This is a genomic window from Ruegeria sp. CK2, from assembly GCF_056536585.1.
Map to the genome: position 1 here is coordinate 123162 of NZ_JBQFPW010000001.1, position 22077 is coordinate 145238.

24 protein-coding genes are annotated in these 22077 nt (G+C 57.4%); 11 read left to right on the plus strand and 13 right to left on the minus strand.

What is annotated here, in order from left to right; all coding sequences use genetic code 11:
- The first annotated feature begins 119 nt into the window (after nt 1-119).
- The 10 genes from ACR0BU_RS00560 to ACR0BU_RS00605 all read left to right on the plus strand — a co-directional run bounded on the left by ACR0BU_RS00560 (nt 120) and on the right by ACR0BU_RS00605 (nt 9282).
- On the plus strand, nt 120-674 hold the full coding sequence (locus ACR0BU_RS00560; RefSeq protein ID WP_298932420.1) for a DUF3305 domain-containing protein: 555 nt from the start codon (nt 120-122) through the stop codon (nt 672-674).
- Entirely contained in the window at nt 671-1249 is a 579-nt protein-coding gene (locus ACR0BU_RS00565; RefSeq protein ID WP_480735286.1) for a DUF3306 domain-containing protein, read from the plus strand. The genes ACR0BU_RS00560 and ACR0BU_RS00565 overlap by 4 nt, the downstream gene beginning before the upstream one ends.
- A 4-nt stretch (nt 1250-1253) precedes the next feature.
- A complete protein-coding gene (locus tag ACR0BU_RS00570; RefSeq protein WP_299078490.1) occupies nt 1254-1865 on the plus strand; it encodes a TorD/DmsD family molecular chaperone in 612 nt (203 codons plus the stop codon).
- Nucleotides 1866-1922: 57 nt separating this feature from the next.
- Complete coding sequence (locus ACR0BU_RS00575; protein ID WP_480735284.1) at nt 1923-2111, plus strand: ubiquinol-cytochrome c reductase iron-sulfur subunit N-terminal domain-containing protein; 189 nt, start codon at nt 1923-1925, stop codon at nt 2109-2111.
- Between the two features lie 105 nt (nt 2112-2216).
- Nucleotides 2217-5111, plus strand: coding sequence for a formate dehydrogenase subunit alpha (locus tag ACR0BU_RS00580; RefSeq protein WP_480735282.1), 2895 nt, complete (start codon nt 2217-2219; stop codon nt 5109-5111).
- A 15-nt stretch (nt 5112-5126) separates the two neighbouring features.
- On the plus strand, nt 5127-5723 hold the full coding sequence (gene fdh3B, locus ACR0BU_RS00585) for a formate dehydrogenase FDH3 subunit beta (protein WP_039530246.1): 597 nt from the start codon (nt 5127-5129) through the stop codon (nt 5721-5723).
- Nucleotides 5724-5798: 75 nt separating this feature from the next.
- A complete protein-coding gene (locus ACR0BU_RS00590) occupies nt 5799-7007 on the plus strand; it encodes a formate dehydrogenase subunit gamma (RefSeq protein ID WP_298932431.1) in 1209 nt (402 codons plus the stop codon).
- A complete protein-coding gene (locus ACR0BU_RS00595) occupies nt 7008-8270 on the plus strand; it encodes a c-type cytochrome (RefSeq protein ID WP_480735280.1) in 1263 nt (420 codons plus the stop codon).
- Between the two features lie 13 nt (nt 8271-8283).
- The gene (locus ACR0BU_RS00600; protein WP_300067296.1) at nt 8284-8409 is read left to right on the plus strand and encodes a hypothetical protein; all 126 of its coding nucleotides are present in this window, start codon (nt 8284-8286) and stop codon (nt 8407-8409) included.
- The gene (locus tag ACR0BU_RS00605; RefSeq protein ID WP_480735278.1) at nt 8410-9282 is read left to right on the plus strand and encodes a substrate-binding domain-containing protein; all 873 of its coding nucleotides are present in this window, start codon (nt 8410-8412) and stop codon (nt 9280-9282) included.
- A gap of 12 nt (nt 9283-9294) precedes the next feature.
- On the opposite strand, the gene ACR0BU_RS00610 is transcribed toward ACR0BU_RS00605, so the two are convergent.
- The 11 genes from ACR0BU_RS00610 to ACR0BU_RS00660 all read right to left on the minus strand — a co-directional run bounded on the left by ACR0BU_RS00610 (nt 9295) and on the right by ACR0BU_RS00660 (nt 19091).
- Nucleotides 9295-10113: an ABC transporter substrate-binding protein gene (locus ACR0BU_RS00610; protein ID WP_480735277.1), complete on the minus strand. Its 819-nt coding sequence runs from the start codon at nt 10111-10113 to the stop codon at nt 9295-9297.
- Between the two features lie 21 nt (nt 10114-10134).
- Complete coding sequence (locus ACR0BU_RS00615) at nt 10135-10869, minus strand: ATP-binding cassette domain-containing protein (protein WP_480735276.1); 735 nt, start codon at nt 10867-10869, stop codon at nt 10135-10137.
- A complete protein-coding gene (locus ACR0BU_RS00620) occupies nt 10862-11575 on the minus strand; it encodes an ABC transporter permease (protein ID WP_480735274.1) in 714 nt (237 codons plus the stop codon). The genes ACR0BU_RS00615 and ACR0BU_RS00620 overlap by 8 nt, the downstream gene beginning before the upstream one ends.
- A 154-nt stretch (nt 11576-11729) precedes the next feature.
- Nucleotides 11730-12719: an ABC transporter substrate-binding protein gene (locus ACR0BU_RS00625; protein ID WP_298932442.1), complete on the minus strand. Its 990-nt coding sequence runs from the start codon at nt 12717-12719 to the stop codon at nt 11730-11732.
- A gap of 62 nt (nt 12720-12781) precedes the next feature.
- Nucleotides 12782-13627: an ABC transporter permease gene (locus ACR0BU_RS00630; protein WP_480735272.1), complete on the minus strand. Its 846-nt coding sequence runs from the start codon at nt 13625-13627 to the stop codon at nt 12782-12784.
- Nucleotides 13624-14541, minus strand: a complete 918-nt coding sequence (locus ACR0BU_RS00635) for an ABC transporter permease (protein WP_298932446.1) — start codon at nt 14539-14541, stop codon at nt 13624-13626. Before ACR0BU_RS00635 ends, ACR0BU_RS00630 begins: the two co-directional genes overlap by 4 nt.
- Nucleotides 14538-14969 (minus strand): GNAT family N-acetyltransferase, encoded by a 432-nt coding sequence (locus ACR0BU_RS00640; protein WP_299078462.1) that lies wholly within the window; start codon nt 14967-14969, stop codon nt 14538-14540. Before ACR0BU_RS00640 ends, ACR0BU_RS00635 begins: the two co-directional genes overlap by 4 nt.
- The gene (locus tag ACR0BU_RS00645; protein ID WP_480735270.1) at nt 14969-15769 is read right to left on the minus strand and encodes an ABC transporter ATP-binding protein; all 801 of its coding nucleotides are present in this window, start codon (nt 15767-15769) and stop codon (nt 14969-14971) included. Before ACR0BU_RS00645 ends, ACR0BU_RS00640 begins: the two co-directional genes overlap by 1 nt.
- An 11-nt stretch (nt 15770-15780) precedes the next feature.
- Nucleotides 15781-16281 (minus strand): hypothetical protein, encoded by a 501-nt coding sequence (locus tag ACR0BU_RS00650; RefSeq protein ID WP_480735268.1) that lies wholly within the window; start codon nt 16279-16281, stop codon nt 15781-15783.
- 11 nt (nt 16282-16292) lie between these two features.
- The gene (gene hydA, locus ACR0BU_RS00655; protein WP_480735267.1) at nt 16293-17747 is read right to left on the minus strand and encodes a dihydropyrimidinase; all 1455 of its coding nucleotides are present in this window, start codon (nt 17745-17747) and stop codon (nt 16293-16295) included.
- Nucleotides 17748-17840: 93 nt separating this feature from the next.
- A complete protein-coding gene (locus tag ACR0BU_RS00660; RefSeq protein ID WP_480735265.1) occupies nt 17841-19091 on the minus strand; it encodes a Zn-dependent hydrolase in 1251 nt (416 codons plus the stop codon).
- Between the two features lie 170 nt (nt 19092-19261).
- On the opposite strand from ACR0BU_RS00660, the gene ACR0BU_RS00665 reads away from it, so the two are divergent.
- Entirely contained in the window at nt 19262-19870 is a 609-nt protein-coding gene (locus ACR0BU_RS00665; RefSeq protein WP_480735263.1) for a TetR family transcriptional regulator C-terminal domain-containing protein, read from the plus strand.
- Between the two features lie 43 nt (nt 19871-19913).
- On the opposite strand, the gene preA is transcribed toward ACR0BU_RS00665, so the two are convergent.
- Nucleotides 19914-21218 (minus strand): NAD-dependent dihydropyrimidine dehydrogenase subunit PreA, encoded by a 1305-nt coding sequence (preA, locus tag ACR0BU_RS00670; protein WP_299884786.1) that lies wholly within the window; start codon nt 21216-21218, stop codon nt 19914-19916.
- A gap of 20 nt (nt 21219-21238) precedes the next feature.
- Entirely contained in the window at nt 21239-22075 is an 837-nt protein-coding gene (locus ACR0BU_RS00675; protein ID WP_298932460.1) for a methyltransferase domain-containing protein, read from the minus strand.
- Nucleotides 22076-22077: the final 2 nt, after the last annotated feature.

Here is a 22077-nt window from a genome sequence, read left to right on the forward strand (position 1 = left end):
TCACGAATACGTAACCACTTCTAAGACTAAGGTCGTACACTGCGGGCTTGGCACGAGGCCATTTTGTGTACCATAGTGGACGCAGGGGAAGGCTGGGGAGAGCCTTCCGGGGAGGACGCGTGGCAAAAGCCGCAAGCCAAATCGAAATGCCTGTTGGCGTAATCGTGCGCAAGACACCCGGCGTGACCCGTTGGGCAAAATGGTGCTGGCGCGCGGTTGCCGCCTTGCCCGGTGCCGGACCTGCCGATTGGCAGGAGTTGCGGCGCGAAGGCGACGCCATCGAATACCATGCCGCCACACTGCCCCTGGTGCTTTGGGCTGACGAGGCTGAGGCCTATATGGTCAACCTTTCTGACGGGCAGCCTTCGATCTATCTGGTCCTGCGGGATGAGATAAATGGTGAGCGACCGATGGACGCTGTTTTGATCACAGCCTCTCCGTTCGAAGGTCAGGATTATGCTGATACCGGCGAAGAGATTGTAGAGAAGATCCCGATGTCCGAAGGCCTGATCGCCTGGGTTCGGGATTTCGCCTTGGAACATCACCGCGATGAGGTTTTCGTCAAGCGCCGTCGCGACAAGAAACGGACGGACCTTGTTGAAGACGGCAAAGGCGACGCCCGCATCCGGCAGGACTCGGACGTTTACCGCGCCCCGCGGAGGGTCGTGCAATGAGCGAAGCCCGCGATTTCTGGTCCCGCCGCAAAGCCTCCGTTCAGGCCGAGGTTGACGCCGAGCACGCAGCTGTCGAGGCACAGGTTGTCGCCGCGCAGCAGGCTGAGCTTGAAGAAAAGACCGATGCCGAGATACTGGCAGAGCTCGACCTGCCCGATCCGGACGAGTTGCAAGCAGGTGACGATGTCTCAGGCTTTATGGCCAAAGCAGTGCCTGACCGCCTGCGTCGCCGCGCATTACGCCGGTTGTGGCGGCTAAACCCTGTTCTGGCCAATGTGGACGGGCTGGTGGATTACGGTGAAGATTACACCGACGCCGCCTGCGTGGTCGAAAACCTGCAGACCGCCTACCAGGTTGGCAAGGGAATGCTGGCACATATCGAAGCTTTGGCTGCCACCGAAGACAAAAGCGAGACCGAGGTGGAAGCTGAACCCGAGCCGCAGGAGCCAGAAGAAGAGACGGCACCAGATCCTGCGCCACCTGCGCAGACCGTCGAATTGGCCTACGCGGACGAGGTTGAAGAAGCCGAAGTTGCCCCTGCTCCGCGTCGTATGACATTTAAATTTGAAGGATAGCGAAATGGCCGCAAACAACGCACAAAATCTGGAGGTTTCGGCCGAGGATCGCCTGCGCGCGGATTTCTACAATTTTCTTGGATTGCTGCTCTCAGGTCCGCCCGATCAGATATTGCTAGATCAGATGCGCGGGCTGTCGGGGGATGAAACAGATTTGGGACAGGCCATCCAGGCGATGGCCCGTGTTGCCAAGGTGACCAAACCGCCAGCGGCTGAACGCGAGTTCAACGCCCTTTTCATCGGCCTTGGACGCGGAGAGCTTCTGCCTTACGCCAGCTTCTACCTGACAGGGTTCCTGAACGAAAAGCCATTGGCGCAGTTGCGCAACGATATGGCCGCGCGCGGTGTGACGCGCGCCCAGAATGTGTTCGAACCCGAGGATAACATCGCCTCGCTGATGGAGATGATGGCAGGGATGATCGTGGGCCGCTTTGGCGCACCCGCTTCGTTAGATGAGCAAAAAGAGTTCTGGAACAAGCACATCGGCCCGTGGGCCGCGCATTTCTATTCGGATTTGGAAGCCGCTGAAAACTCGGTTCTCTATGCCTCGGTCGGTACGGCCGGTCGGGTCTTTATGGAGATCGAACGTGAAGCGTTTCGAATGACGGCGGCATAGCCCGCCATTCACCGGTACCCGACGGGTGCCACACCGCAAATGGGAAAGGAGACCCCCATGAGCAAGACCAAGGAAGAAGGTGCCACGCGCCGCGACTTCCTCAAACTGGCCGGAACCGCAGCGCCCGCTGCCGTTGCCGCAGTCAGCCTGAGCGGAGATGCCGAAGCAGCAGAGCTGCCGACGGATGAGACCCGCATGCAGGACACCGCGCACACGCGCGCATATCTGGACAGCGCCCGGTTCTAAACCGGACGGCGTCATACCCGACAGACGGTTGCGATTGGCCCTGACGTCGGTTTCGAGAAGTACCAAGCCAGCCATGGCTTACATGGCCAGCAAGGGAGGAAAGAAATGCTTAGGAAAAAGACCAACGGGGTTGCGAGACGCCCCCAGCGGACAAGTATCCTGTCCCAGGTCGGCGAGAAAACCGTCGATCGCCGCGCGTTCCTGCGTGGCTCGGGCCTGACGATCGGCGGCCTTGCCGCGATCAGCGCTACGGGTGGAACCGTAACGCCAGCCAGCGCCCAGACAGCGGCCAATCAGGCCGTCGAAAACATCAAATCAGTCTGCACCCACTGCTCAGTGGGCTGTACCGTCGTTGCCGAAGTGCAGAACGGCGTCTGGATCGGGCAGGAACCCGGCTGGGACAGCCCCTTCAACCTGGGTGCGCACTGCGCCAAGGGAGCCTCGGTCCGCGAGCACGCCCATGGCGAACGCCGTCTGAAGTATCCGATGAAAAAGGAAGGCGGCGAGTGGAAGCGCATCAGCTGGGAAGAGGCGATCAACGAGATCGGCGACGGCATGATGTCTATTCGCGAAGAATCCGGGCCAGACAGTGTCTATTGGCTGGGTTCAGCGAAGCATAACAATGAACAGGCCTATCTGTTCCGCAAATTCGCCGCCTATTGGGGCACGAACAACGTGGACCATCAGGCCCGTATCTGCCACTCGACCACCGTTGCGGGTGTTGCGAACACATGGGGCTACGGCGCCATGACCAATTCGTACAACGACATCCATAACTCCAAAGCCATCTTCATCATCGGCGGCAACCCGGCCGAGGCGCATCCGGTCTCACTGCTGCACGTTCTGCGCGCGAAAGAACAGAACAATGCACCGCTGATCGTCTGCGACCCGCGCTTTACCCGCACCGCAGCGCATGCCGATGAATATGTCCGCTTCCGCCCCGGCACCGATGTGGCGCTGATTTGGGGGATGTTGTGGCATATCTTCGACAACGGCTGGGAGGACAAAGAGTTCATCCGCACCCGTGTCTGGGGCATGGATCAGATCCGTGAAGAGGTCGCCAACTGGACGCCGGAAGAGACCGAGCGCGTCACCGGCGTACCGGGTTCACAGCTGAAACGCGTGGCGCGGACTATGGTTAACAACCGCCCCGGCACCGTGATCTGGTGTATGGGTGGCACCCAGCATACCAATGGCAATAACAACACCCGCGCCTATTGCGTGCTGCAGCTTGCGCTTGGCAACATGGGCACCTCGGGTGGTGGCACCAACATCTTCCGCGGCCATGACAACGTGCAGGGCGCGACAGATCTTGGTGTTCTGTCCCATACCCTGCCCGGCTATTACGGCCTGTCGAAGGGCGCTTGGGGCCATTGGGCACGCGTTTGGGGCGAAGAACCCGAGTGGCTGGCTGGTCAGTTCGCCACGATCAAGGACAAGGAGGGCAAGGACAAACCGCTGCAGAACGAGCGCGGCATCCCGGTCTCTCGCTGGATCGATGGTGTTCTGGAAGACCCCGGAAATATGGATCAGGACAACAATGTCCGCGCCATGGTTCTTTGGGGGCACGCACCGAACTCGCAAACACGCGGGACGGAAATGAAGACGGCGATGGAAAAGCTGGACATGCTGGTCGTGATCGACCCGTACCCAACTGTTTCCGCTGTTATGCATGACCGCACCGATGGTGTTTACCTGCTGCCGGCCTGTACGCAGTTCGAAACCCGTGGCTCGGTCACGGCCTCGAACCGCTCGCTGCAGTGGCGCGATAAGGTGGTCGATCCGCTGTTCGAAAGCCTGCCGGACGAGGTCATCATGGCCAAGTTCGCCAACAAGTTTGGCTGGGCCGACCGCTTCTTCCGCAATATCGAGATGGAAGACGCCGAGACCCCGAATGTCGAGAGCATCACGCGCGAGTTCAACTCGGGCCTCTGGACCATCGGCTATACCGGTCAGTCGCCGGAGCGTTTGAAAAGCCACATGGCCAACCAGCACACGTTCGACAGAACCACGCTGCAAGCCATCGGTGGACCCAACGACGGCGAGTATTACGGTCTGCCCTGGCCTTGCTGGGGTACGGCAGAGATGGGTCATACAGGGACACCAAACCTCTATGACATGTCGAAACCGGTGGCCGAAGGTGGTCTGACCTTCCGCGCCCGCTTTGGCGTGGAACGTGATGGCGACAACCTGCTGGCCGAAGGGGTTTACAGCGCTGGGTCGGAGATTCAGGATGGTTATCCCGAATTCACGATGCAGATGCTGATGGATCTTGGTTGGGACGGAGATCTAACGTCCGAGGAACGCGCAGCAATCGACGCCGTTGCGGGGCCGGAAACCAACTGGAAAACCGACCTGTCCGGCGGCATCCAGCGGGTTGCAATCGAGCATGGCTGTGCGCCCTTCGGGAACGCCAAGGCCCGCGCGGTTGTCTGGACCTTCCCGGATCCAATCCCACTGCATCGCGAACCGCTCTACACGAACCGGCGCGATCTGGTTGAGGACTATCCGACCTACGAGGACCGTCAGGCCTATCGCCTACCCACGCTTTACGCATCGATTCAAAAGAACGACTTTTCAAAGGATTACCCAATAATCCTCACGTCTGGTCGTCTGGTCGAGTATGAGGGCGGCGGCGATGAGACACGGTCAAACCCGTGGCTGGCTGAACTGCAACAGGACATGTTCGTCGAGATCAACCCGCGTGATGCCAACAACCTTGGTATTCGCGACGGGGCTCAGGTCTGGGTCGAAGGTCCCGAGGGTGGCAAGGTCAAGGTGATGGCGATGCTGACCAACAGGGTCGGTGCCGGTGTTGCCTTCATGCCCTTCCACTTTGGCGGCCATTTCCAGGGCGAGGACCTACGGGACAAGTACCCCAAAGGCGCTGACCCCTATGTACTGGGTGAAGCTAGCAACACTGCCCAGACCTATGGCTATGATTCAGTGACCCAGATGCAGGAGACCAAAGCCACTCTCTGCAAGATCTGGTCAGCGTAAGGAGGAATAGAGAAAATGGCAGCAAGAGCAAAATTTCTCTGCGACGCCGAACGCTGCATCGAGTGCAATGCCTGCGTCACCGCGTGTAAGAACGAGCACGAGGTGCCGTGGGGCGTGAACCGCCGCAGGGTGGTGACGATCAATGACGGTGACCCGGGCGAACGCTCGATCTCGGTGGCCTGCATGCATTGCTCGGACGCGCCTTGCATGGCGGTGTGCCCGGTCGACTGCTTCTATCAGAACGAGGAAGGGGTCGTACTGCATTCCAAGGACCTGTGCATTGGCTGTGGTTATTGCTTCTATGCGTGCCCGTTTGGCGCGCCGCAATACCCACAGGCGGGCAACTTCGGATCACGTGGCAAGATGGACAAATGTACCTTCTGTGCCGGTGGTCCCGAGGAAACGCACTCGACTGCAGAGTTCGCCAAATATGGTCGCAATCGGATTGCCGAGGGCAAACTGCCCATCTGCGCCGAGATGTGTTCCACCAAGGCCCTGCTCGCCGGTGACGGCGATGTGGTCTCGGCCATCTACCGCGAGCGCGTCGTCGCGCGCGGGTTTGGTTCGGGCGCTTGGGGCTGGGGCACCGCCTACGACCAGAAAGACGGCTGATACGCCACTTATGTGAGCGACAGATGACCCGCCCCAAGGTGGGTCATCTGACTGGGAATTTTGACTGAGGTTCAGATGTTCCGCCTACTCATCGCATTTCTGTTCACCGTTGGATTGACTCAGAGCGCTATAGCGCAATCGAGCGACAATGAAGTCGTCACACAGACCGACGAACGCACCTCGACCGGAGGCGCGACGACGTTGGAAGACATTCTCGCACGTCAACGTGGCGAGAAGGTGGACGACAGTTATCGGTCCGAGAACACCGGGCAAGGCAATGTCGAAGGCCTAATGGGTCAGTTTGGCGCCCGTGGTGTTGCGTCGGACAGCGATGTCTATCGGGCGCTTCGGTATGGATCGGCTGATGTGACCGTGTCATCCCGAGGGCCCGCCGATAGCGTTTTGATTCAGGATGGCGGTATGTGGTGGCTGAGCTTTCGCACTGGCCCCTTGCGTGACTACGGAACTTATATTCTCGGCGGTATGCTCGTTGTCTTGCTGCTGTTTTTCCTGATCCGTGGGAAAATCAGAATTGATGGCGAGAAAACGGGGCGGACCGTGACCCGCTTTAACGGCTTCGAACGGTTCGGCCACTGGCTGTTCGCCGGGTCGTTTCTTGTATTGGGCGTTACCGGCCTGCTGACACTTTATGGCCGCGACTTCCTGATCCCTATCTTCGGAAAAGAAGGCTTTGCGATGGTCGCCCAAGGGTGCAAATGGCTGCACAACAACCTTGCCTGGGCATTCATGTTGGGATTGGTGATCGTCACCGTGAACTGGATTGCGCATAACATACCCAACCGCACAGACCTGAAATGGCTGGCCGCCGGCGGCGGGTTGTTCACCAAGAACAGCCATCCCCCAGCCAAGAAATTCAATGCCGGGCAAAAGATCATTTTCTGGCTTTGCATTCTTCTGGGCGTATCGATCAGCCTGTCGGGCCTCTCGCTGCTGTTTCCGTTCGAGATGCCGCTCTTTGCCAAGACGTTCTCAATTGCCAACTCAACCGGCCTGCCCCAGATGCTGGGCCTGAGCCTTCCCGCGCAGATGTCACCTCAGGAAGAAATGCAGTATGCCCAGCTCTGGCACGTGATCGTGGCCTATGCGTTCATCGCGATCATCCTTGCACACATCTATCTTGGATCAGTGGGCATGGAAGGTGCGTTTGATGCCATGGGCACCGGCGAAGTCGAAGAACAATGGGCCCGCGAACATCATTCGCTATGGCTTGAAGAAGTTCAGGAAAAAGAGGCCAGCAAGGCATCGGCCTCACCCGCCGAATAGATGCGGGGATTGGTGCTGGTCCTGGCGCTGCTGCCCCTGCCCTCCTGGGCAGAGTTCTTTACTCTGAAAGGGCATGGCGGACCGATCATGGGGATCGCCACTGCACCTGATGGACGCATTGCAACTGCCAGTTTTGACAATTCCGTCGGACTGTGGACCGGGCAGACCCCGGAATGGCTGGAAGGGCATGAGGCCGCGGTGAACTCGGTCGCCTTCAACGGCACCGCGATCTACTCTGCGGGGGACGATTTCACCCTGCGCCGTTGGCCCGGTGGTGGGATCGTCGGTCAACATAAGGGCAAGATTGTCGGTTTGGCCGCCTCGAAAACCCATGTCGCCACAGCAAGCTGGGATGGAACGATTGGTCTTTGGCCGGTTAACGGATCAGACCCGAATATGCTTGGCCCAACCGGCAGTGGCGTCAACGCTGTGGTGTTTTCAAGCGATGGGTCGGAGCTCTATTCAGCGGGAATGGACGGAACCTTGCGCATTTGGGATGTGGCCAACGGACAGGAAACAAACCGATTGGTGGAACATGGATTCGGCATCAATGAGCTTGTTTTAAACGCGCAAGACAATTGGATCGCGTATGGCGCAGTCGATGGCGTGACCCGCATTCTAGACCTGGAAACCGGGGAAGAGCGCGATTTCACATTGGACCGACGCCCGATCCTGGCGCTTGCCCTCAGCCCTGACCGAAATCTTTTGGCCGTTGGGGATGGCGAAGGCTACATCATGGTCATCGACACCGTCGAATGGCGCATCGCTCAGGATTTCCGGGCAACCTTGCGTGGACCGGTTTGGGCGCTGGCTTTTTCGGTCGATGGCGAGAATCTTCATGCAGGCGGCATTGATGAGGCTATGTACAGCTGGCCGGTTACCGCCTTATCGGATCAGAAACAAATGGCGACGGCGCAACCAAGCTTTTTGAAAAACCCTGAAAAAATGGGGAATGGGGAACGGCAGTTTTCGCGAAAATGCTCGATCTGTCATAGTCTAACGCCAGATAGTGCGCGACGCGCTGGCCCAACCCTTCATGGCATCTTTGGGCGATCTGCTGGAACGCTGCCGGGATATTTGTACTCGGATACGCTGCAAGACTCTGATATCATTTGGAATGACGAGACGATAAATGCCCTTTTCGACGAGGGCCCAGACCACTACATTCCGGGATCGAAAATGCCGATGCAAAGGATTGCCCAACCGCAGGACCGAGCCGATCTGATCGCCTTTCTGCGCCGTGCAACGGCAGACCAAAACTGAACCGGAGGAGATCATGAAAGCCTTTCTCACCGCAATCGCGGCGATGGTCGTCATCACAGTTGCAGCACCGTTTGTGCTGGATCAGATCGGGTTTAGTGCCGCAGATGCGGGCTCTGGCTCTGCCGTGCGTCTCGACTGAATGTCCGAATATCTGACCACCCGGGAACTGGCCGATCTTCTGCGCATTGGCGAGCGGAAGGCCTATGACCTTGCTTCATCCGGCGAGGTCCCTTGTGTCCGCGCCATGGGGAAGCTGCTGTTTCCCAGGGCCGAAGTCATCGCCTGGCTCAATGCCTCACGCTCGGGTCCGCAGGTGGCGGAACCGCCTCTGCCCCCGATCGTCGCAGGCAGCCACGACCCTTTGCTGGACTGGGCGCTGCGAGAAAGCGGATCAGGTTTGGCCACCTATTATGACGGCTCATTCGACGGATTAAGCCGCCTTGGCGCCCGCACGGCTCAGGCTGCCGCCCTGCATATCCACGAGGAACACGGCTTTAACACGCAATCCTTGCGCGATGCGCTCGGCGAAGCGCCGGTGGTTCTGTACGAAGTGTCCCGAAGAGAACGCGGATTGCTGCTGGCACCCGGTGTCTCGGATATTGCGGGGTTCGACGACCTCAAAGCCCGTCGGATCGTCTTGCGCCAGAACAGCGCTGCCAGCCAGCGGCTGTTTGACGCGCAGCTTGAGGCGCATGGAATGGCCAGAGACGATCTGGAGACCCTACCCACCTGCGCCCGTACCGAAGAAGAACTTGCCGTCGCCCTTCACGACAGCAAAGCTGATGCTGGATTTGGCTTGGGTGCGTTAGCGGGGCTGTACGGGTTGGGCTTTGTGCCCACCCACACTGAACGGCTTGACCTGGCGATCTGGCGACGCGCCTATTTTGATCCACCGATGCAGAAGCTATTACGCTTCATGCGGTCTGATCGGTTTGCACAAAGGTCTGCTGAATTCGGCGGTTATGATCTGGCGCAGATGGGTGATGTTCACCACAATGGCGCCAGCGGATGAGCACAGTGCTGTTCATTCACCGGCGTTTGGGAAGAAAACCTGCTGCCCATCCAACATGTAGGACGCGATCGCCGCTTGCCCGTCCGGTCCGATCAGCCAATCAATAAACCGCTGCCCGGCATTTGCCCGCACGTGCGGGTGAGTTGTTGGGTTGACCAGGATGACGCCATATTGGTTGAACAGGCGCGTGTCTCCTTCGACGAGTACCTCAAGGCTGCCTTTGTTGCCGAAGGACAGCCATGTTGCCCTGTCGGTCAGGGCATACGCATCCATTCCGCTGGCAACATTCAACGTGGCACCCATGCCGGATCCGGTTTCCCGGTACCACGTGCCTGATGCGTCTGTTGGGTCAACACCAGCAGCGCTCCAATGGCCCATCTCGGCCTTGTGCGTTCCGCTGTCATCCCCGCGCGAAACAAACGGCGCTTCGGCAGCTTCGATGGCGGTCAAAGCCGTCAATATATCAGCCCCTCCCCCAACCGCAGCCGGATCGGACTTAGGTCCAACCAGAATGAAGTCGTTGTACATGAGGTCAAACCGCTCGACCCCCCAGCCGTCGGCGACAAACTTTTCTTCATCAGGCTTGGAATGGACCATCAAGACATCACCGTCACCGTTGACGGCATTTCTGATGGCCTGACCCGTTCCCACTGCGACTACACGCACTTCGATCCCGGTTTCCGCCTCGAACCCTGGCAGAATGAAATCCAACAGGCCCGAGTTCTGGGTCGAGGTTGTGGATTGAACCACTATGAAAGGCTCCTCGGCCCAAGCGGGTCCAACCACCAGCCCAAGGGTCACCAATGCCGCCCGAATGCAATCCCGGAACATCAAATTCTCCGTCTCTTTGTTTTAAGTAATCAATCCGCCTGCCAAATAACGGCGCGATGCTTCGGTTTTTGGCGCAGCCAATACCTGTTTCGCTGGGCCATGTTCAACGACATTCCCGGCCTGCATCATCACCACATCCGACGCCAAACGACGTGCCTGTCCGATATCATGAGTCACCATCACGATCCGGACACCCTTTTTCGACGCGCGCAGAACCATCCGTTCGATCATTTGCGTGGCGCCCGGATCAAGCGCACTTGTGGGCTCGTCCAGCAGCAGAGTTTCCGGGTTCAGAGCCAGTGCGCGCAATATGGCAAGGCGCTGCGCCTCACCGCCAGAAAGAGATCGGGCAGACTGTCGCGATTTGCCTTCCAGGCCACCCTCGGCCAACAGCTCAACAATCCGTCGCTTGCGGTTCGTCCAACCAACCTCCTGCCGCCTGAGAACAAAGTCCAGATTGGCCGCCACCGACCTCCGCAACAACACCGGCTGTTGAAATACCATGGCCTGACGGGCCTTGTGATCCGAATTTAGCGAGGTGCCATCCTGCGTCACTTGCCCCTGGTTCGGTGTGATCAACCCATGCAGACAGCGCAACAAAAGGCTTTTTCCAGATCCGTTGGGACCCAAAATCAAAGTGGGGCCCGGACCGTCCAGTATCAGTTCGGGAACATCCAGCAGCGTTTTTCCGTTGCTCTGAACTTGTAACTCACGCACTCGTAGACACGTCGTCATTTCCGACACCAGGTCACGCATGATGCAATCCTTCCAGCTCGGCCCGCAGACTCAGCGCGCTGACCATGGCGTTCACGGCCACGGCAATGCCAATCAGGATCGCACCTAGGGCCAACGCGAGCGCCAGATTGCCTTTTGAGGTCTCCAACGCGATGGTCGTGGTCATGACACGCGTGACGTGGTTGATATTGCCACCGACGATGATCACCGCTCCGACTTCGGCAATCGCGCGTCCGAAACCAGCCAACAGAGCCGTGACCAGCGCAAGGCGTGCGTCCCATAACAACACAGGGACAGAGGACAACCGGGACACTCCCAAAGACCTGAGTTGCTCGGAATATTCCTCGGCCAACATCTCGGTCACTTGTCGCGTCAACGCGGCGATGATGGGCGTGACCAGAACCACTTGGGCGAGGATCATAGCGGTTGGTGTGTATAACAGTTCAAGCACACCCAACGGCCCAGAACGCGACAACATAAGATATACCAGCAGGCCCACAACTACGGGCGGGAGCCCCATCAGAGCGTTCATCAACACAATCAGCACCCGTCGGCCCGGAAACCGTGCAACAGCCAACGCCGCCCCGACAGGCATACCGATAATCGCAGCAATCAACACGGCAAACATAGAAACACGCAGAGACAAGAGCACGATTGCCCAAAGCTCTGAGTCTCCTTCGAAGATCAAAGAAAGGGCATTGCTGAATTCTGACGCAAAATCCTGCATTTTCTACGCACTGAGCCTCACACCGTATGAAATGCTTGTAATTTCACTGAAATACTACCGCAATTCCCACTCAAGTACAGTTACGAATCCGACATCGTGAACGAAAAACGCGGCCCGGATTGGACCGCGTTCATCTACGTTACTAAGGGGTGCTTTAGTTCAGGGCCGCATCCGTGATTTGATGGGTCCAGGCACCGTCGGGCTGCTGGGTGATCACCGGATCCGAACCACCTGCAAGCAACGTACCTACTGTGCGCTCAAAATCTGCAGGATCCAATGCACCGTTTGAGCCTGCCGTCAGCTTGGCAATCTCGCCCATCATGCGTTTCTGATGCTCTTCGGTCTGCGCACCGGTTTCGTCATTCTCAAGCACAATATCAGCCGCTTCATCCGGGTTTTCTTCGGCGTATTTCCACCCCTTCATCGAGGCACGGACGAAGCGCTCCATCTTGTCGACAAAGGCAGCATCGCTCAGGTTTTCCTCAAGCACATACAAGCCATCTTCCAGCGTCGCCACGCCCTGGTCCTCGTATTTGAAAGTCACAAGTTCTTCCGGAGCAACACCCGCGTCGATGACCTGCCAGTATTCGTTATAGGTCATGGTACTGATGCAATCGGCCTGACGCTGTAACAGTGGGTCAACGTTAAAGCCCTGCTTCAGTACCTCGACACCACTTTCGCTTTTGCCGCCGGTGTCGATGCCCAACTGGCTCATCCAGCTCATGAACGGGAATTCATTGCCGAAGAACCAAACGCCCAGCGTGCGGTTCTTGAGGTCCGCAGGTTCGGCAATGCCAGCATCTTTCCAGCAGGTCAGCATCATACCCGAGCTTTTGAACGGCTGCGCGATGTTAACCAAAGGCAGGCCTTTTTCCCGTGCGGCCAAGGCTGCTGGCATCCATTCGACAGTCACGTCGGCCCCGCCCCCCGCGATCACCTGTGTCGGTGCGATGTCCGGACCGCCGGGCAGGATCGTGACATCCAGACCCTCTTCTTCGTAAAAGCCTTTGTCCTTGGCCACGTAATAGCCTGCGAACTGCGCTTGTGTGACCCACTTGAGCTGTAACGTCACCTCATCCGCAGCAAGCGCTGCGCTGGCGGCCAGGCTAAAGGCGGCAACCGCCCCGCTGAGTAGCTTATTCATCTTCATTTCTCCTAGTTGCTAATTGCGCCCCGTTCACGGGGTCTGTTGAAGTATTTCCTTTGTTATCCGCGTTGCGATGGGTGCCAGAACGTCACCGCTTTTTCGATCATCGCGACCAATCCGTAAAACGCTGTACCAGCCAGCGCGGCCACAACGATCTCGGCCCAGACCATATCGAGCGACAATTGCCCGACGCTGGTTGATATCCGAAACCCCATGCCCAAAGTGGGCGAGCCAAAGAACTCTGCCACGATAGCGCCGATCAACGCCAGAGTGGTGGAAATCTTCAACCCGTTGAAAATGAATGGCATCGCGGCAGGCAGACGTAGTTTCAGGAAGCTTTGCCAATAACTCGCCGCGTAGGTCTCCATAAGATCACGCTGCATGGCCGTGGCCTCGCGCAGCCCGGCGACGGTGTTCACCAACATGGGAAAAAAGACCATAACCACCACGACGGCCGCCTTGGAATGCCAGTCAAACCCGAACCACATCACCAGAATGGGCGCGGTCCCAACAATCGGCAAGGCCGCCACGAAATTGCCAACCGGCAACAGACCAAGGCGCAGAAAATCCCAGCGATCCACCGCAATCGCCATTAGGAACGCCGCGCCACACCCAAGGAGGTATCCGCTGAGTGCCCCCTTGATTATGGTCTGAACAAAATCTGCCCACAGGATGGGTAAGCTGTCGGCAAAACGCACGGCGATCACAGATGGTGCGGGCAGAATGACCAAAGGTACTTCGAGCCCGCGCACCAACAACTCCCATATCCCAATGATTGTCAGACCAAAGATCAACGGAGCCAGAAACCGGACCATACGCGTGTCGGCTTGCGGTCCGCTGGCCAGACGACCGTTCAACCACCAGCCAAGCAGCCAAAGACCGAATGCAAATAGCACCAACATCATTGCGCCATCCCCATCCTCTTAAGCACTGATCGCTCCATCAGGCCAAGTAGCCCGACCAGACACGCAGCCAGAATGGCAGCCGCAAACAGAGCCGACCAAATCTGGACCGTTTGACCGTAATAGCTGCCCGCCAACAGCCGCGCACCCAATCCAGCGACCGCGCCGGTTGGCAACTCTCCGACAATTGCGCCGACCAGCGACGCGGCGATACCGATCTTGAGCGACGTGAACAAGTAAGGCATCGATGCAGGCAGACGCAGTTTCCAAAACCCCTGCCCCCTGGTTGCGTTGTAGGTCTGTAGAAGGTCAAGCTGCATCGCATCTGGGCTGCGCAGGCCTTTGACCATCCCAACGACGACGGGGAAAAAACTCAGATAGGCCGAGATCACTGCCTTGGGAATAATCCCCTGAATGCCCACCGAATACAGAACTACTATGATCATCGGTGCCAACGCGATGATCGGAATGGTCTGACTGACGATGGCCCAGGGCATGACCGACAGATCCATCACACGGCTATGCACAATCCCAACGGCCAACAGAATGCCCAGCCCTGTGCCAATCGCAAATCCCAGCATTGTTGCGCTGAGCGTGACCCAGGCGTGATAGATCAAGGACCGTTTTGAAGTAATCTTTTTGAGAACAGTCGTTTCCCACAGCTCTACCGCGACCTGATGTGGCGCGGGCAGACGCGGGCGGTCCTGTGCCCATGTGGCCGGAATGGCAAAGTTGTTGTCTAGTGTCAGGCCGATCTCGCTCATATCCCGACGGTCTTTGGCCGACGGGGGCTGTACTTCGGCCCCAGCGCGTTCCTGTTCGGTCAGAACGCCTTTGATGTTCATTGGAACACAGGCGGCGTACCAAAGCACGACAATCGCGGCGATCACGGTCAGGATTGCAAAAACCTGCTTCATGCCCGCCACTCCATCCGGATTACCGGCAAAGTCTCGGGCGGTGTCGGCGGTTCCATTCCCGTTGCCTCAAACCCTTCGCGCCGATAGAATCTTTGTGCGGATTTGTTTGGCTCATGGGTCGTCAGCCAAAGGTAGTCGCGACCTGTCTTGGCTTTGTCTAACAATTGCTTCCCGATCCCTTGTCCGGTTCGCAGACAGTACAAGGCACCGACTTTGTTTTCTTTGGGATCAACGGACATGTAACAATCCACCGGGTCGCCTGCGACCCAGATTTTCCGGCTTGGGAAAGCTTCGCGGATCAAGGCCGTCATCACTTCTTCCGGCAGCTCGTCCGGCATCCAATCAGTCTGCGCCGCCCATGTCGAAATGACATGCCCACAGGCCGAAATGTCATCCTGCGTTGCTCTTCTTATGTCGGCACCCGCCATCAGACGTCATCTCCGTGCCCGGCCCGCAAACCCTCGCGGACTCGGTGGGCGACTTCGATAAACTCTGGCGTATCACGGATGTCCAGCGGCCTTTCCTTGGGCAACGGGCTGTCAATCACATCGGTAATCCGCCCGGGCCTGGGGCTCATCACTACAATCTTGGTGCTCAGATAGACCGCCTCTGGGATCGAGTGCGTTACAAAGCCAATGGTCTTTTCCGTGCGCGCCCAAAGGGCCAACAGTTGTTCATTCAGATGATCCCTTACGATCTCATCCAGCGCGCCAAACGGTTCGTCCATGAGAAGAATGTCAGCATCAAATGCCAGTGCGCGCGCGATGCTTGCACGTTGCTGCATGCCCCCCGAAAGCTGCCAAGGGAATTTCCCACCGAACCCTTCGAGATCAACGAGTTCCAGGACGTTTCTGACCCGCTCCGCTTGCTCTGCAGCCGAGTAGCCCATGATCTCAAGCGGCAGTTTGACGTTCTTTGCAATGGTCCGCCACGGGTAGAGACCCGCAGCCTGAAACACATAGCCATAAGCGCGGTTCCGGCGCGCTTCATCAGGGGTCATACCATTTACGGTAAGTGTCCCCCCGGTCGGCGCCTCAAGCGCCGCGATACAGCGCAAAAAAGTAGTTTTGCCACAGCCCGAGGGCCCGATGAAACTGACAAATTCACCCTTGTCGATAGTAAGGTTCACATCTTTGAGTGCATGAACCGGCCCGTCATTGGTCTGGAAGGTGAGGTCGAGATCGGCAGCTTCGATAACGCTGGCCTGCTGCTCTGTCGTTGTAGTCACTTTCACACTTCCTATTTTTTCCGCTTTTTCAGCATCTTTTCAATGGTGAGCAACCCAAGGGCCACGCCAAACGTTGTCGCTAAAGCCGAAAGCACGACCGGTGAAAAATCGACCAGCGGTTTCAGCGATACCGGCACGCCCCGTGACCCGACAACTAAAAATGCGCCGATCCCCAACACGATCACAACTGATGTGAGGACTGCGATCAAAAATGCCTGAGCTTCTGGGATTCGTGTTTTCAGTATGTCATGGACCAACAGAATCAACGGGGTCAAAACGATTGTTGCCACCGGAACGACAAACGCACTCGCCAAAAGTCCCCATCCCCCAATTGCAACTATCAAATCCCCGATCGATTGGGGGCAGATAAAGTCGCAGCGCGTCCCGAACAGTTCAAAGTAGACAATCGTCCAGAGGACAGCGTTGCACAGGAAACAACTGACAAAGACCACAAGCGCAAGACGCTTCGCCAGCTTCCACGGAGAAGTCATAGGTCGAAAGTTAAGGCTCATCGCCCCCACCATCAAACACCCGTCGCCGGTATACCCGACCGCTCAACCGGCCGCGGCGCTGTCAGCTCTTTCCACGTACTCAGCGCTTTGTTGACATGGCTGTTCGGTTCCCGGGCAACAAAGTCGCCATGACCTTCCTCCGTTCGAATTTCGCCGTCATGCACCGCGACCTGACCTCGTGTGAGTGTGAAGCGCGGCAGCCCTCTGACCTCTTTGCCCTCAAACACATTATAGTCGATGGCAGATTGCTGGCTGTCAGCGCTGATCGTCTTGGATTTCTCCGGATCCCAGACGACGATGTCCGCATCCGCACCAACCAAAATTGCCCCCTTTTTAGGATAGCAATTCAATATCTTGGCAATATTTGTTGAAGTAACCGCAACGAACTCGTTCGGAGTCAAACGTCCAGTCCCCACACCGTTGGTCCATAACATCGGCATCCGGTCCTCCAGCCCCCCTGTACCGTTGGGAATCTTGGTGAAGTCCCCAACGCCATAGCGTTTTTGCTCGGTCGTAAAGGCACAGTGGTCAGTCGCCACAACGCTTAGTGAGCCTGATTGTAGACCAGCCCACAAACTGTCTTGATGCTGCTTGTTACGGAAAGGCGGGCTCATGACACGACGCGCAGAATGGTCCCAGTCAGGGTTGAAATACTCGCTCTCATCCAGCGTCAGGTGCTGGATCAAAGGTTCGCCCCAAACCCGCTTGCCCTGCATCTTGGCGCGACGGATCGCTTCGTGCGCCTCTTCGCAGGACGTGTGGACGACGTAAAGCGGTACACCCGCCATATCGGCGATCATGATCGCGCGATTGGTGGCCTCTCCTTCAACTTGCGGTGGACGGGAATAGGCGTGTGCCTCCGGCCCGGTATTGCCCTCAGCCAGTAGCTTGGCGCTCAGTTCCGCGACCACATCACCATTCTCGGCATGCACCATTGCGATACCACCAAGTTCGGCCAACCGCTTGAACGAGGAAAACAACTCGTCATCATTCACCATCAGCGCGCCCTTGTAGGCCATGAAGTGCTTGAATGTGTTGATGCCGCGCGTTTCGATCACCGTCTTGATGTCGTCAAACACCTGTTCGCCCCACCATGTGACAGCCATGTGAAACGAATAATCGCAATTCGCACGCGTCGATTTGTTGTCCCAGCGCTTCAGCGCGTCCAGCAGGCTTTCACCCGGGTTCGGCAAAGCGAAATCGACCACCATCGTAGTCCCGCCCGCCAGCGCTGCACGCGTACCGCTTTCGAAATCATCACTGGAATAAGTGCCCATAAACGGCATTTCCAGATGCGTGTGCGGGTCGATCCCGCCGGGCATCACGTAACAGCCGGTGGCATCCAGTTCCTTGTCGCTTTTAAGATCCAGACCGATCTCGGTGATGACACCGCCTTCGACCATAACATCCGCCTTGTATGTCAGATCAGCGGTAACGACTGTTCCGTTCTTGATCACAGTGCTCATTTTCAACTCCCTGATGCGGTCTTCGCCGCTTGCTTCATCTGGCCAGAAATATCCCGGGGGAGTCGCCCAACGGGCGACGGGGGCAGCGCCCCCCTATCCCACAATCTCTGCCGTTTCGACGACGGCATGCAACAGAACATCCGCCCCTGCTGTGGCCCAGTCTTTGCTGATCTCTTCAGCTTCGTTGTGGCTGAGCCCATCAACACAGGGGCACATGACCATGGCCGTCGGCGCCACCAGGTTGATCCAGCAGGCATCATGCCCCGCGCCCGAGATGATATCGGTATGGGAATAGCCCAACCGCTCGGCAGCGCTGCGCACTGCAGCAACGCAGGCCGCGTCGAATGTTACAGGATCAAACCCGCCAACTTTCTCGAACTCGATCTGCAGACCCATTTCTTCGACAATGTCTTCCGCTGCAACACGCAGGCGGTTTTCCATATCCGTGATCACGTCCAGATCAGGTGATCGCAGATCAACCGTGAACACCACCTTGCCGGGGATGACGTTGCGAGAGTTCGGATAAACATCGATATGCCCCGCCGCGCCAACCGCATGTGGCGCGTGGGACCATGCGATTTCATCCACTTTTTCCAAGACCCGCGCCATCGCCAGCCCAGCGTTCTTGCGCATCGGCATCGGGGTTGACCCGGTATGTGCATCCTTGCCGGTGATGGTGATTTGCGTCCAGCTTAGGCCCTGCCCGTGCGTGACGACGCCGATATCCTTTTCTTCGGCTTCAAGGATTGGTCCCTGTTCAATGTGCAGCTCGAAAAAAGCGTGCATCTTGCGTGCGCCAACCTCTTCATCGCCGCGCCAGCCGATCCGGTTTAATTCATCGCCGAACTTTTTCCCCTCGGCATCCTCGCGGTCATAGGCCCAATCCTGCGTGTGCATGCCGGTAAAGACGCCCGAGGACAACATAGCCGGGGCATAGCGCGTGCCTTCTTCATTGGTCCAGTTGGTCGCTATTATCGGGTGTTTCGTTTTGATGCCCAAATCATTCAGGGTACGGATAATTTCCAATCCGCCTAACACCCCCAGCACACCATCGTATTTGCCGCCGGTCGGCTGCGTATCCAGATGCGATCCGACATAGACCGGCAAGGCCTCAGGCTCGGTGCCCTCGCGCCGGGCAAACATGTTGCCCATCTGGTCCAGTCCCATTGTGCATCCAGCGTCCTCGCACCACTTTTGAAACAGGGCACGCCCCTCGGCGTCATCATCCGTCAAGGTCTGACGATTGTTGCCGCCCGCAACACCGGGACCGATCTTGGCCATCTCCATCAGACTATCCCATAGCCTATCGCCATTAATCCTGAGATTTTGCGCCGGAGCTGCCATAGTCTTTCCCCTATTGCTTGCGATTTGGCTCGCTTTTGGTGTCTTGATTTGACCATCTGGTCAAACTCACGCTATCACGGGTTCGACATCAGTCAAGAAATTGCGCGACATAGCCGAAATTTTCGGCGTATTTCGCATCTGCATGACGGAAAAAGAGACACGCTGGAAACATGCCCAAAGACCGCGCACCGACCCGAATACAGAAAAAGAATCGCGCTGCGATTATCGAGGCCGCCCTGAATGTGTTTTCAGCGCATGGATTTCGCGGTGCAACCGTGGATCAGATTGCGGCCGAGGCAGGCCTGAGCAAGCCAAACCTTTTGTATTACTTTCCGTCGAAAGAGGCGATCCACACGGCATTGCTGTCCGGCTTGCTCGACGTCTGGCTTGCCCCGCTACATGATCTGGACGAAACCGGAGACCCGCTGCAGGAAATCCTGTCCTATGTTCATCGCAAGCTTCAGATGAGCCGCGAGTTACCAAGGGAAAGCCGCCTGTTCGCCAACGAGTTGGTGCAGGGCGCGCCGCGCATTCACCAGGCATTGTCGAATGACCTGAGGGTTTTGGTCGATGAGAAGTCCGAAATTCTGACACACTGGATGGACCAAGGAAAGATTGCGCGTCTTCATCCCCACCACCTGATCTTCTCAATCTGGGCGTTGACGCAGCATTACGCTGATTTTGACGTGCAAGTTCGGGCAATCCTAGGGGATGAAGATCCCTTTGAAGGTGCTGAACCGTTTATTGATACGCTGTATCGGAAGCTTCTTACTCCATAAAAAAGGGCCGTGAACCGGCCCCTTTTTGCGAGATTTGCAACCTCTATTCAGCCGCTTTGGCCATTGGGTTATTGGGATGTGTTGTCCAGTTGGCATATTCTTTCTGCACAACGGTGCCCGTGCGCGGATCCACTTCACCGGCGTCCATCGGCACCATCGAGATGCACCCCTCAACCGGGCACACATCTACGCAGAGGTTACAGGCGACGCATTCTTCGTCGATCACTTCGAATACACGGTCAGGCGTCATTGAAATTGCCTGATGGCTGGTGTCCTCGCAGGCGGCATAGCACCGGCCGCATTTGATGCACTGATCCTGATCGATCTTCGCCTTGGCGATGTAGTTGAGGTTCAGATACTGCCAGTCCGTCACATTCGGAACCGCGCGGCCAACAACTTCAGAGACGTTGGAATATCCTTTTTCATCCATCCATTCAGACAGCCCGGCAGTCAGTTCATCAATGATCTTAAAACCATATGTCATGGCCGCCGTGCAGACCTGAACATTGCCGCATCCCAAAGATATGAATTCCGCTGCATCGCGCCAGGTGGTCACGCCTCCGATGCCCGAAATTGGTAGACCATGCGTGTCAGGATCGCGGGCAATCTCAGACACCATCGACAAAGCAATCGGCTTGACCGCCGGCCCGCAATATCCGCCATGGCTGCCCTTACCATCGATCGAGGGTTCAGGGCTGAACGTGTCCAGATTGACGCTGGTGATCGAATTAATCGTGTTGATCAGCGACACCGCGTCCGCACCGCCATTTTTGGCTGCAGCAGCAGGCTTGCGAACATCAGTGATGTTTGGCGTCAGCTTCACGATGACCGGCCGATCATAGTATTTTTTGCACCACCGGGTGACCATCTCGATATATTCAGGTACTTGCCCAACGGCGGCGCCCATACCGCGTTCGCTCATCCCGTGGGGACAGCCAAAGTTCAGTTCAATTCCATCTGCCCCGGTTTCTTCGACGCGCGGCAGAATAGCTTTCCAGGCCTCTTCCTCGCACGGCACCATGATCGAGGCGATCAAGGCGCGGTCCGGGTAGTCAGCTTTCACGCGGGCCATTTCTTCAAGGTTCACTTCAAGCGGTCGGTCCGTGATCAGTTCGATGTTGTTGAGACCCAACAACCGACGATCTGCGCCGTAAATGGCGCCATAACGCGGACCGTTCACGTTTACGACCGGCGGCCCTTCGGACCCCAGAGTTTTCCAAACGACACCACCCCATCCGGCCTCAAAGGCGCGGCGGACGTTGTATTCCTTGTCAGTCGGCGGTGCTGAGGCCAGCCAGTATGGGTTAGGGCTGGAAATTCCCAGAAAGTCAGTTGTCAGATTGGCCATGGGTACTCCTTCCCGGCTCCTCAGCCGGTTTTCTTGAAAATCATTTCCGTCGGGCGAATGCGCCCGGCTTCAAGGTTTGCGACATAGTTTTGGAATTTTTCAGGTGCCGTCTCGCCCATCATCAGGTGAATCCCCAGCGGCGCTGGTCCGCTTTCGGCAACACGTTCAAAGACCTCTTGGAAAAATGCGATCGCGAATTCCGTGCGATCGTTTTCCGCGACCAGTTCCATGCCCGCAGCCGCCGCCGCATTCTTGTAAACATCAGGCGAGTCGACGAACGATGTCTCGGGCAGCGTCGACCACGGCAGTGGGAACGCCAAAGGCTCTTCAACGGACCCACCCATAACATCGAACAACGCAAAGGTCCCGTCTGTGGCCAGAGCGCGCGCCACTTCAGAAAACAGCCCGGCCTTGTCATCGATATTCATGCCAACATGCAACATCACGGCCAGATCGAAACCAGCATCCGGTACCGGTAAATCCAACGCACTACCTACCTGAAAGCTCATCTTCTGCGACAGGCCGACAAGGTCGCTAAGCGCAATCGCCGTCTCGACAAACTCCGGTGTCAGATCAACTCCGGTGACGTTCGAGTCGTAATGATCCACGACGTACCGCGAAGTGCCACCAATGCCGCAGCCAATATCCAAGACGCGCGTGGCATGGGTTGGTGCAAGCTGGGCAAACAAATGATCCGTCGCCGCAACTCCGCCCGTGTGGAACTCATCACCAGCCTTCAGGTCCGCGACCGTCGCCGCATCAGGATCAACGCCACTGGCCTGCAAGGCGTCGCGCACCCGTTCTGTCAGGGCACCGGTTGTGTAATGTTGAGCAACTGCATCTTCGATCTGGGACATGG

What these genes read in the sequence shown, in the direction of transcription:
- ACR0BU_RS00570 (WP_299078490.1), top strand. Translation starts at nt 1,254, where the DNA reads ATGGCCGCAAACAACGCACAAAATCTGGAGGTTTCGGCCGAGGATCGC.
- ACR0BU_RS00580 (WP_480735282.1), top strand. Translation starts at nt 2,217, where the DNA reads ATGCTTAGGAAAAAGACCAACGGGGTTGCGAGACGCCCCCAGCGGACA.
- ACR0BU_RS00595 (WP_480735280.1), top strand. Translation starts at nt 7,008, where the DNA reads ATGCGGGGATTGGTGCTGGTCCTGGCGCTGCTGCCCCTGCCCTCCTGG.
- fdh3B (WP_039530246.1), top strand. Translation starts at nt 5,127, where the DNA reads ATGGCAGCAAGAGCAAAATTTCTCTGCGACGCCGAACGCTGCATCGAG.
- ACR0BU_RS00625 (WP_298932442.1), bottom strand. Translation starts at nt 12,719, where the DNA reads ATGAATAAGCTACTCAGCGGGGCGGTTGCCGCCTTTAGCCTGGCCGCC.
- ACR0BU_RS00630 (WP_480735272.1), bottom strand. Translation starts at nt 13,627, where the DNA reads ATGATGTTGGTGCTATTTGCATTCGGTCTTTGGCTGCTTGGCTGGTGG.
- ACR0BU_RS00620 (WP_480735274.1), bottom strand. Translation starts at nt 11,575, where the DNA reads ATGCAGGATTTTGCGTCAGAATTCAGCAATGCCCTTTCTTTGATCTTC.
- ACR0BU_RS00665 (WP_480735263.1), top strand. Translation starts at nt 19,262, where the DNA reads ATGCCCAAAGACCGCGCACCGACCCGAATACAGAAAAAGAATCGCGCT.
- ACR0BU_RS00650 (WP_480735268.1), bottom strand. Translation starts at nt 16,281, where the DNA reads ATGAGCCTTAACTTTCGACCTATGACTTCTCCGTGGAAGCTGGCGAAG.
- ACR0BU_RS00610 (WP_480735277.1), bottom strand. Translation starts at nt 10,113, where the DNA reads ATGTTCCGGGATTGCATTCGGGCGGCATTGGTGACCCTTGGGCTGGTG.
- ACR0BU_RS00565 (WP_480735286.1), top strand. Translation starts at nt 671, where the DNA reads ATGAGCGAAGCCCGCGATTTCTGGTCCCGCCGCAAAGCCTCCGTTCAG.
- preA (WP_299884786.1), bottom strand. Translation starts at nt 21,218, where the DNA reads ATGGCCAATCTGACAACTGACTTTCTGGGAATTTCCAGCCCTAACCCA.
- ACR0BU_RS00575 (WP_480735284.1), top strand. Translation starts at nt 1,923, where the DNA reads ATGAGCAAGACCAAGGAAGAAGGTGCCACGCGCCGCGACTTCCTCAAA.
- ACR0BU_RS00615 (WP_480735276.1), bottom strand. Translation starts at nt 10,869, where the DNA reads ATGCGTGACCTGGTGTCGGAAATGACGACGTGTCTACGAGTGCGTGAG.
- ACR0BU_RS00590 (WP_298932431.1), top strand. Translation starts at nt 5,799, where the DNA reads ATGTTCCGCCTACTCATCGCATTTCTGTTCACCGTTGGATTGACTCAG.
- ACR0BU_RS00640 (WP_299078462.1), bottom strand. Translation starts at nt 14,969, where the DNA reads ATGGCGGGTGCCGACATAAGAAGAGCAACGCAGGATGACATTTCGGCC.
- ACR0BU_RS00675 (WP_298932460.1), bottom strand. Translation starts at nt 22,075, where the DNA reads ATGTCCCAGATCGAAGATGCAGTTGCTCAACATTACACAACCGGTGCC.
- hydA (WP_480735267.1), bottom strand. Translation starts at nt 17,747, where the DNA reads ATGAGCACTGTGATCAAGAACGGAACAGTCGTTACCGCTGATCTGACA.
- ACR0BU_RS00605 (WP_480735278.1), top strand. Translation starts at nt 8,410, where the DNA reads ATGTCCGAATATCTGACCACCCGGGAACTGGCCGATCTTCTGCGCATT.
- ACR0BU_RS00600 (WP_300067296.1), top strand. Translation starts at nt 8,284, where the DNA reads ATGAAAGCCTTTCTCACCGCAATCGCGGCGATGGTCGTCATCACAGTT.
- ACR0BU_RS00660 (WP_480735265.1), bottom strand. Translation starts at nt 19,091, where the DNA reads ATGGCAGCTCCGGCGCAAAATCTCAGGATTAATGGCGATAGGCTATGG.
- ACR0BU_RS00635 (WP_298932446.1), bottom strand. Translation starts at nt 14,541, where the DNA reads ATGAAGCAGGTTTTTGCAATCCTGACCGTGATCGCCGCGATTGTCGTG.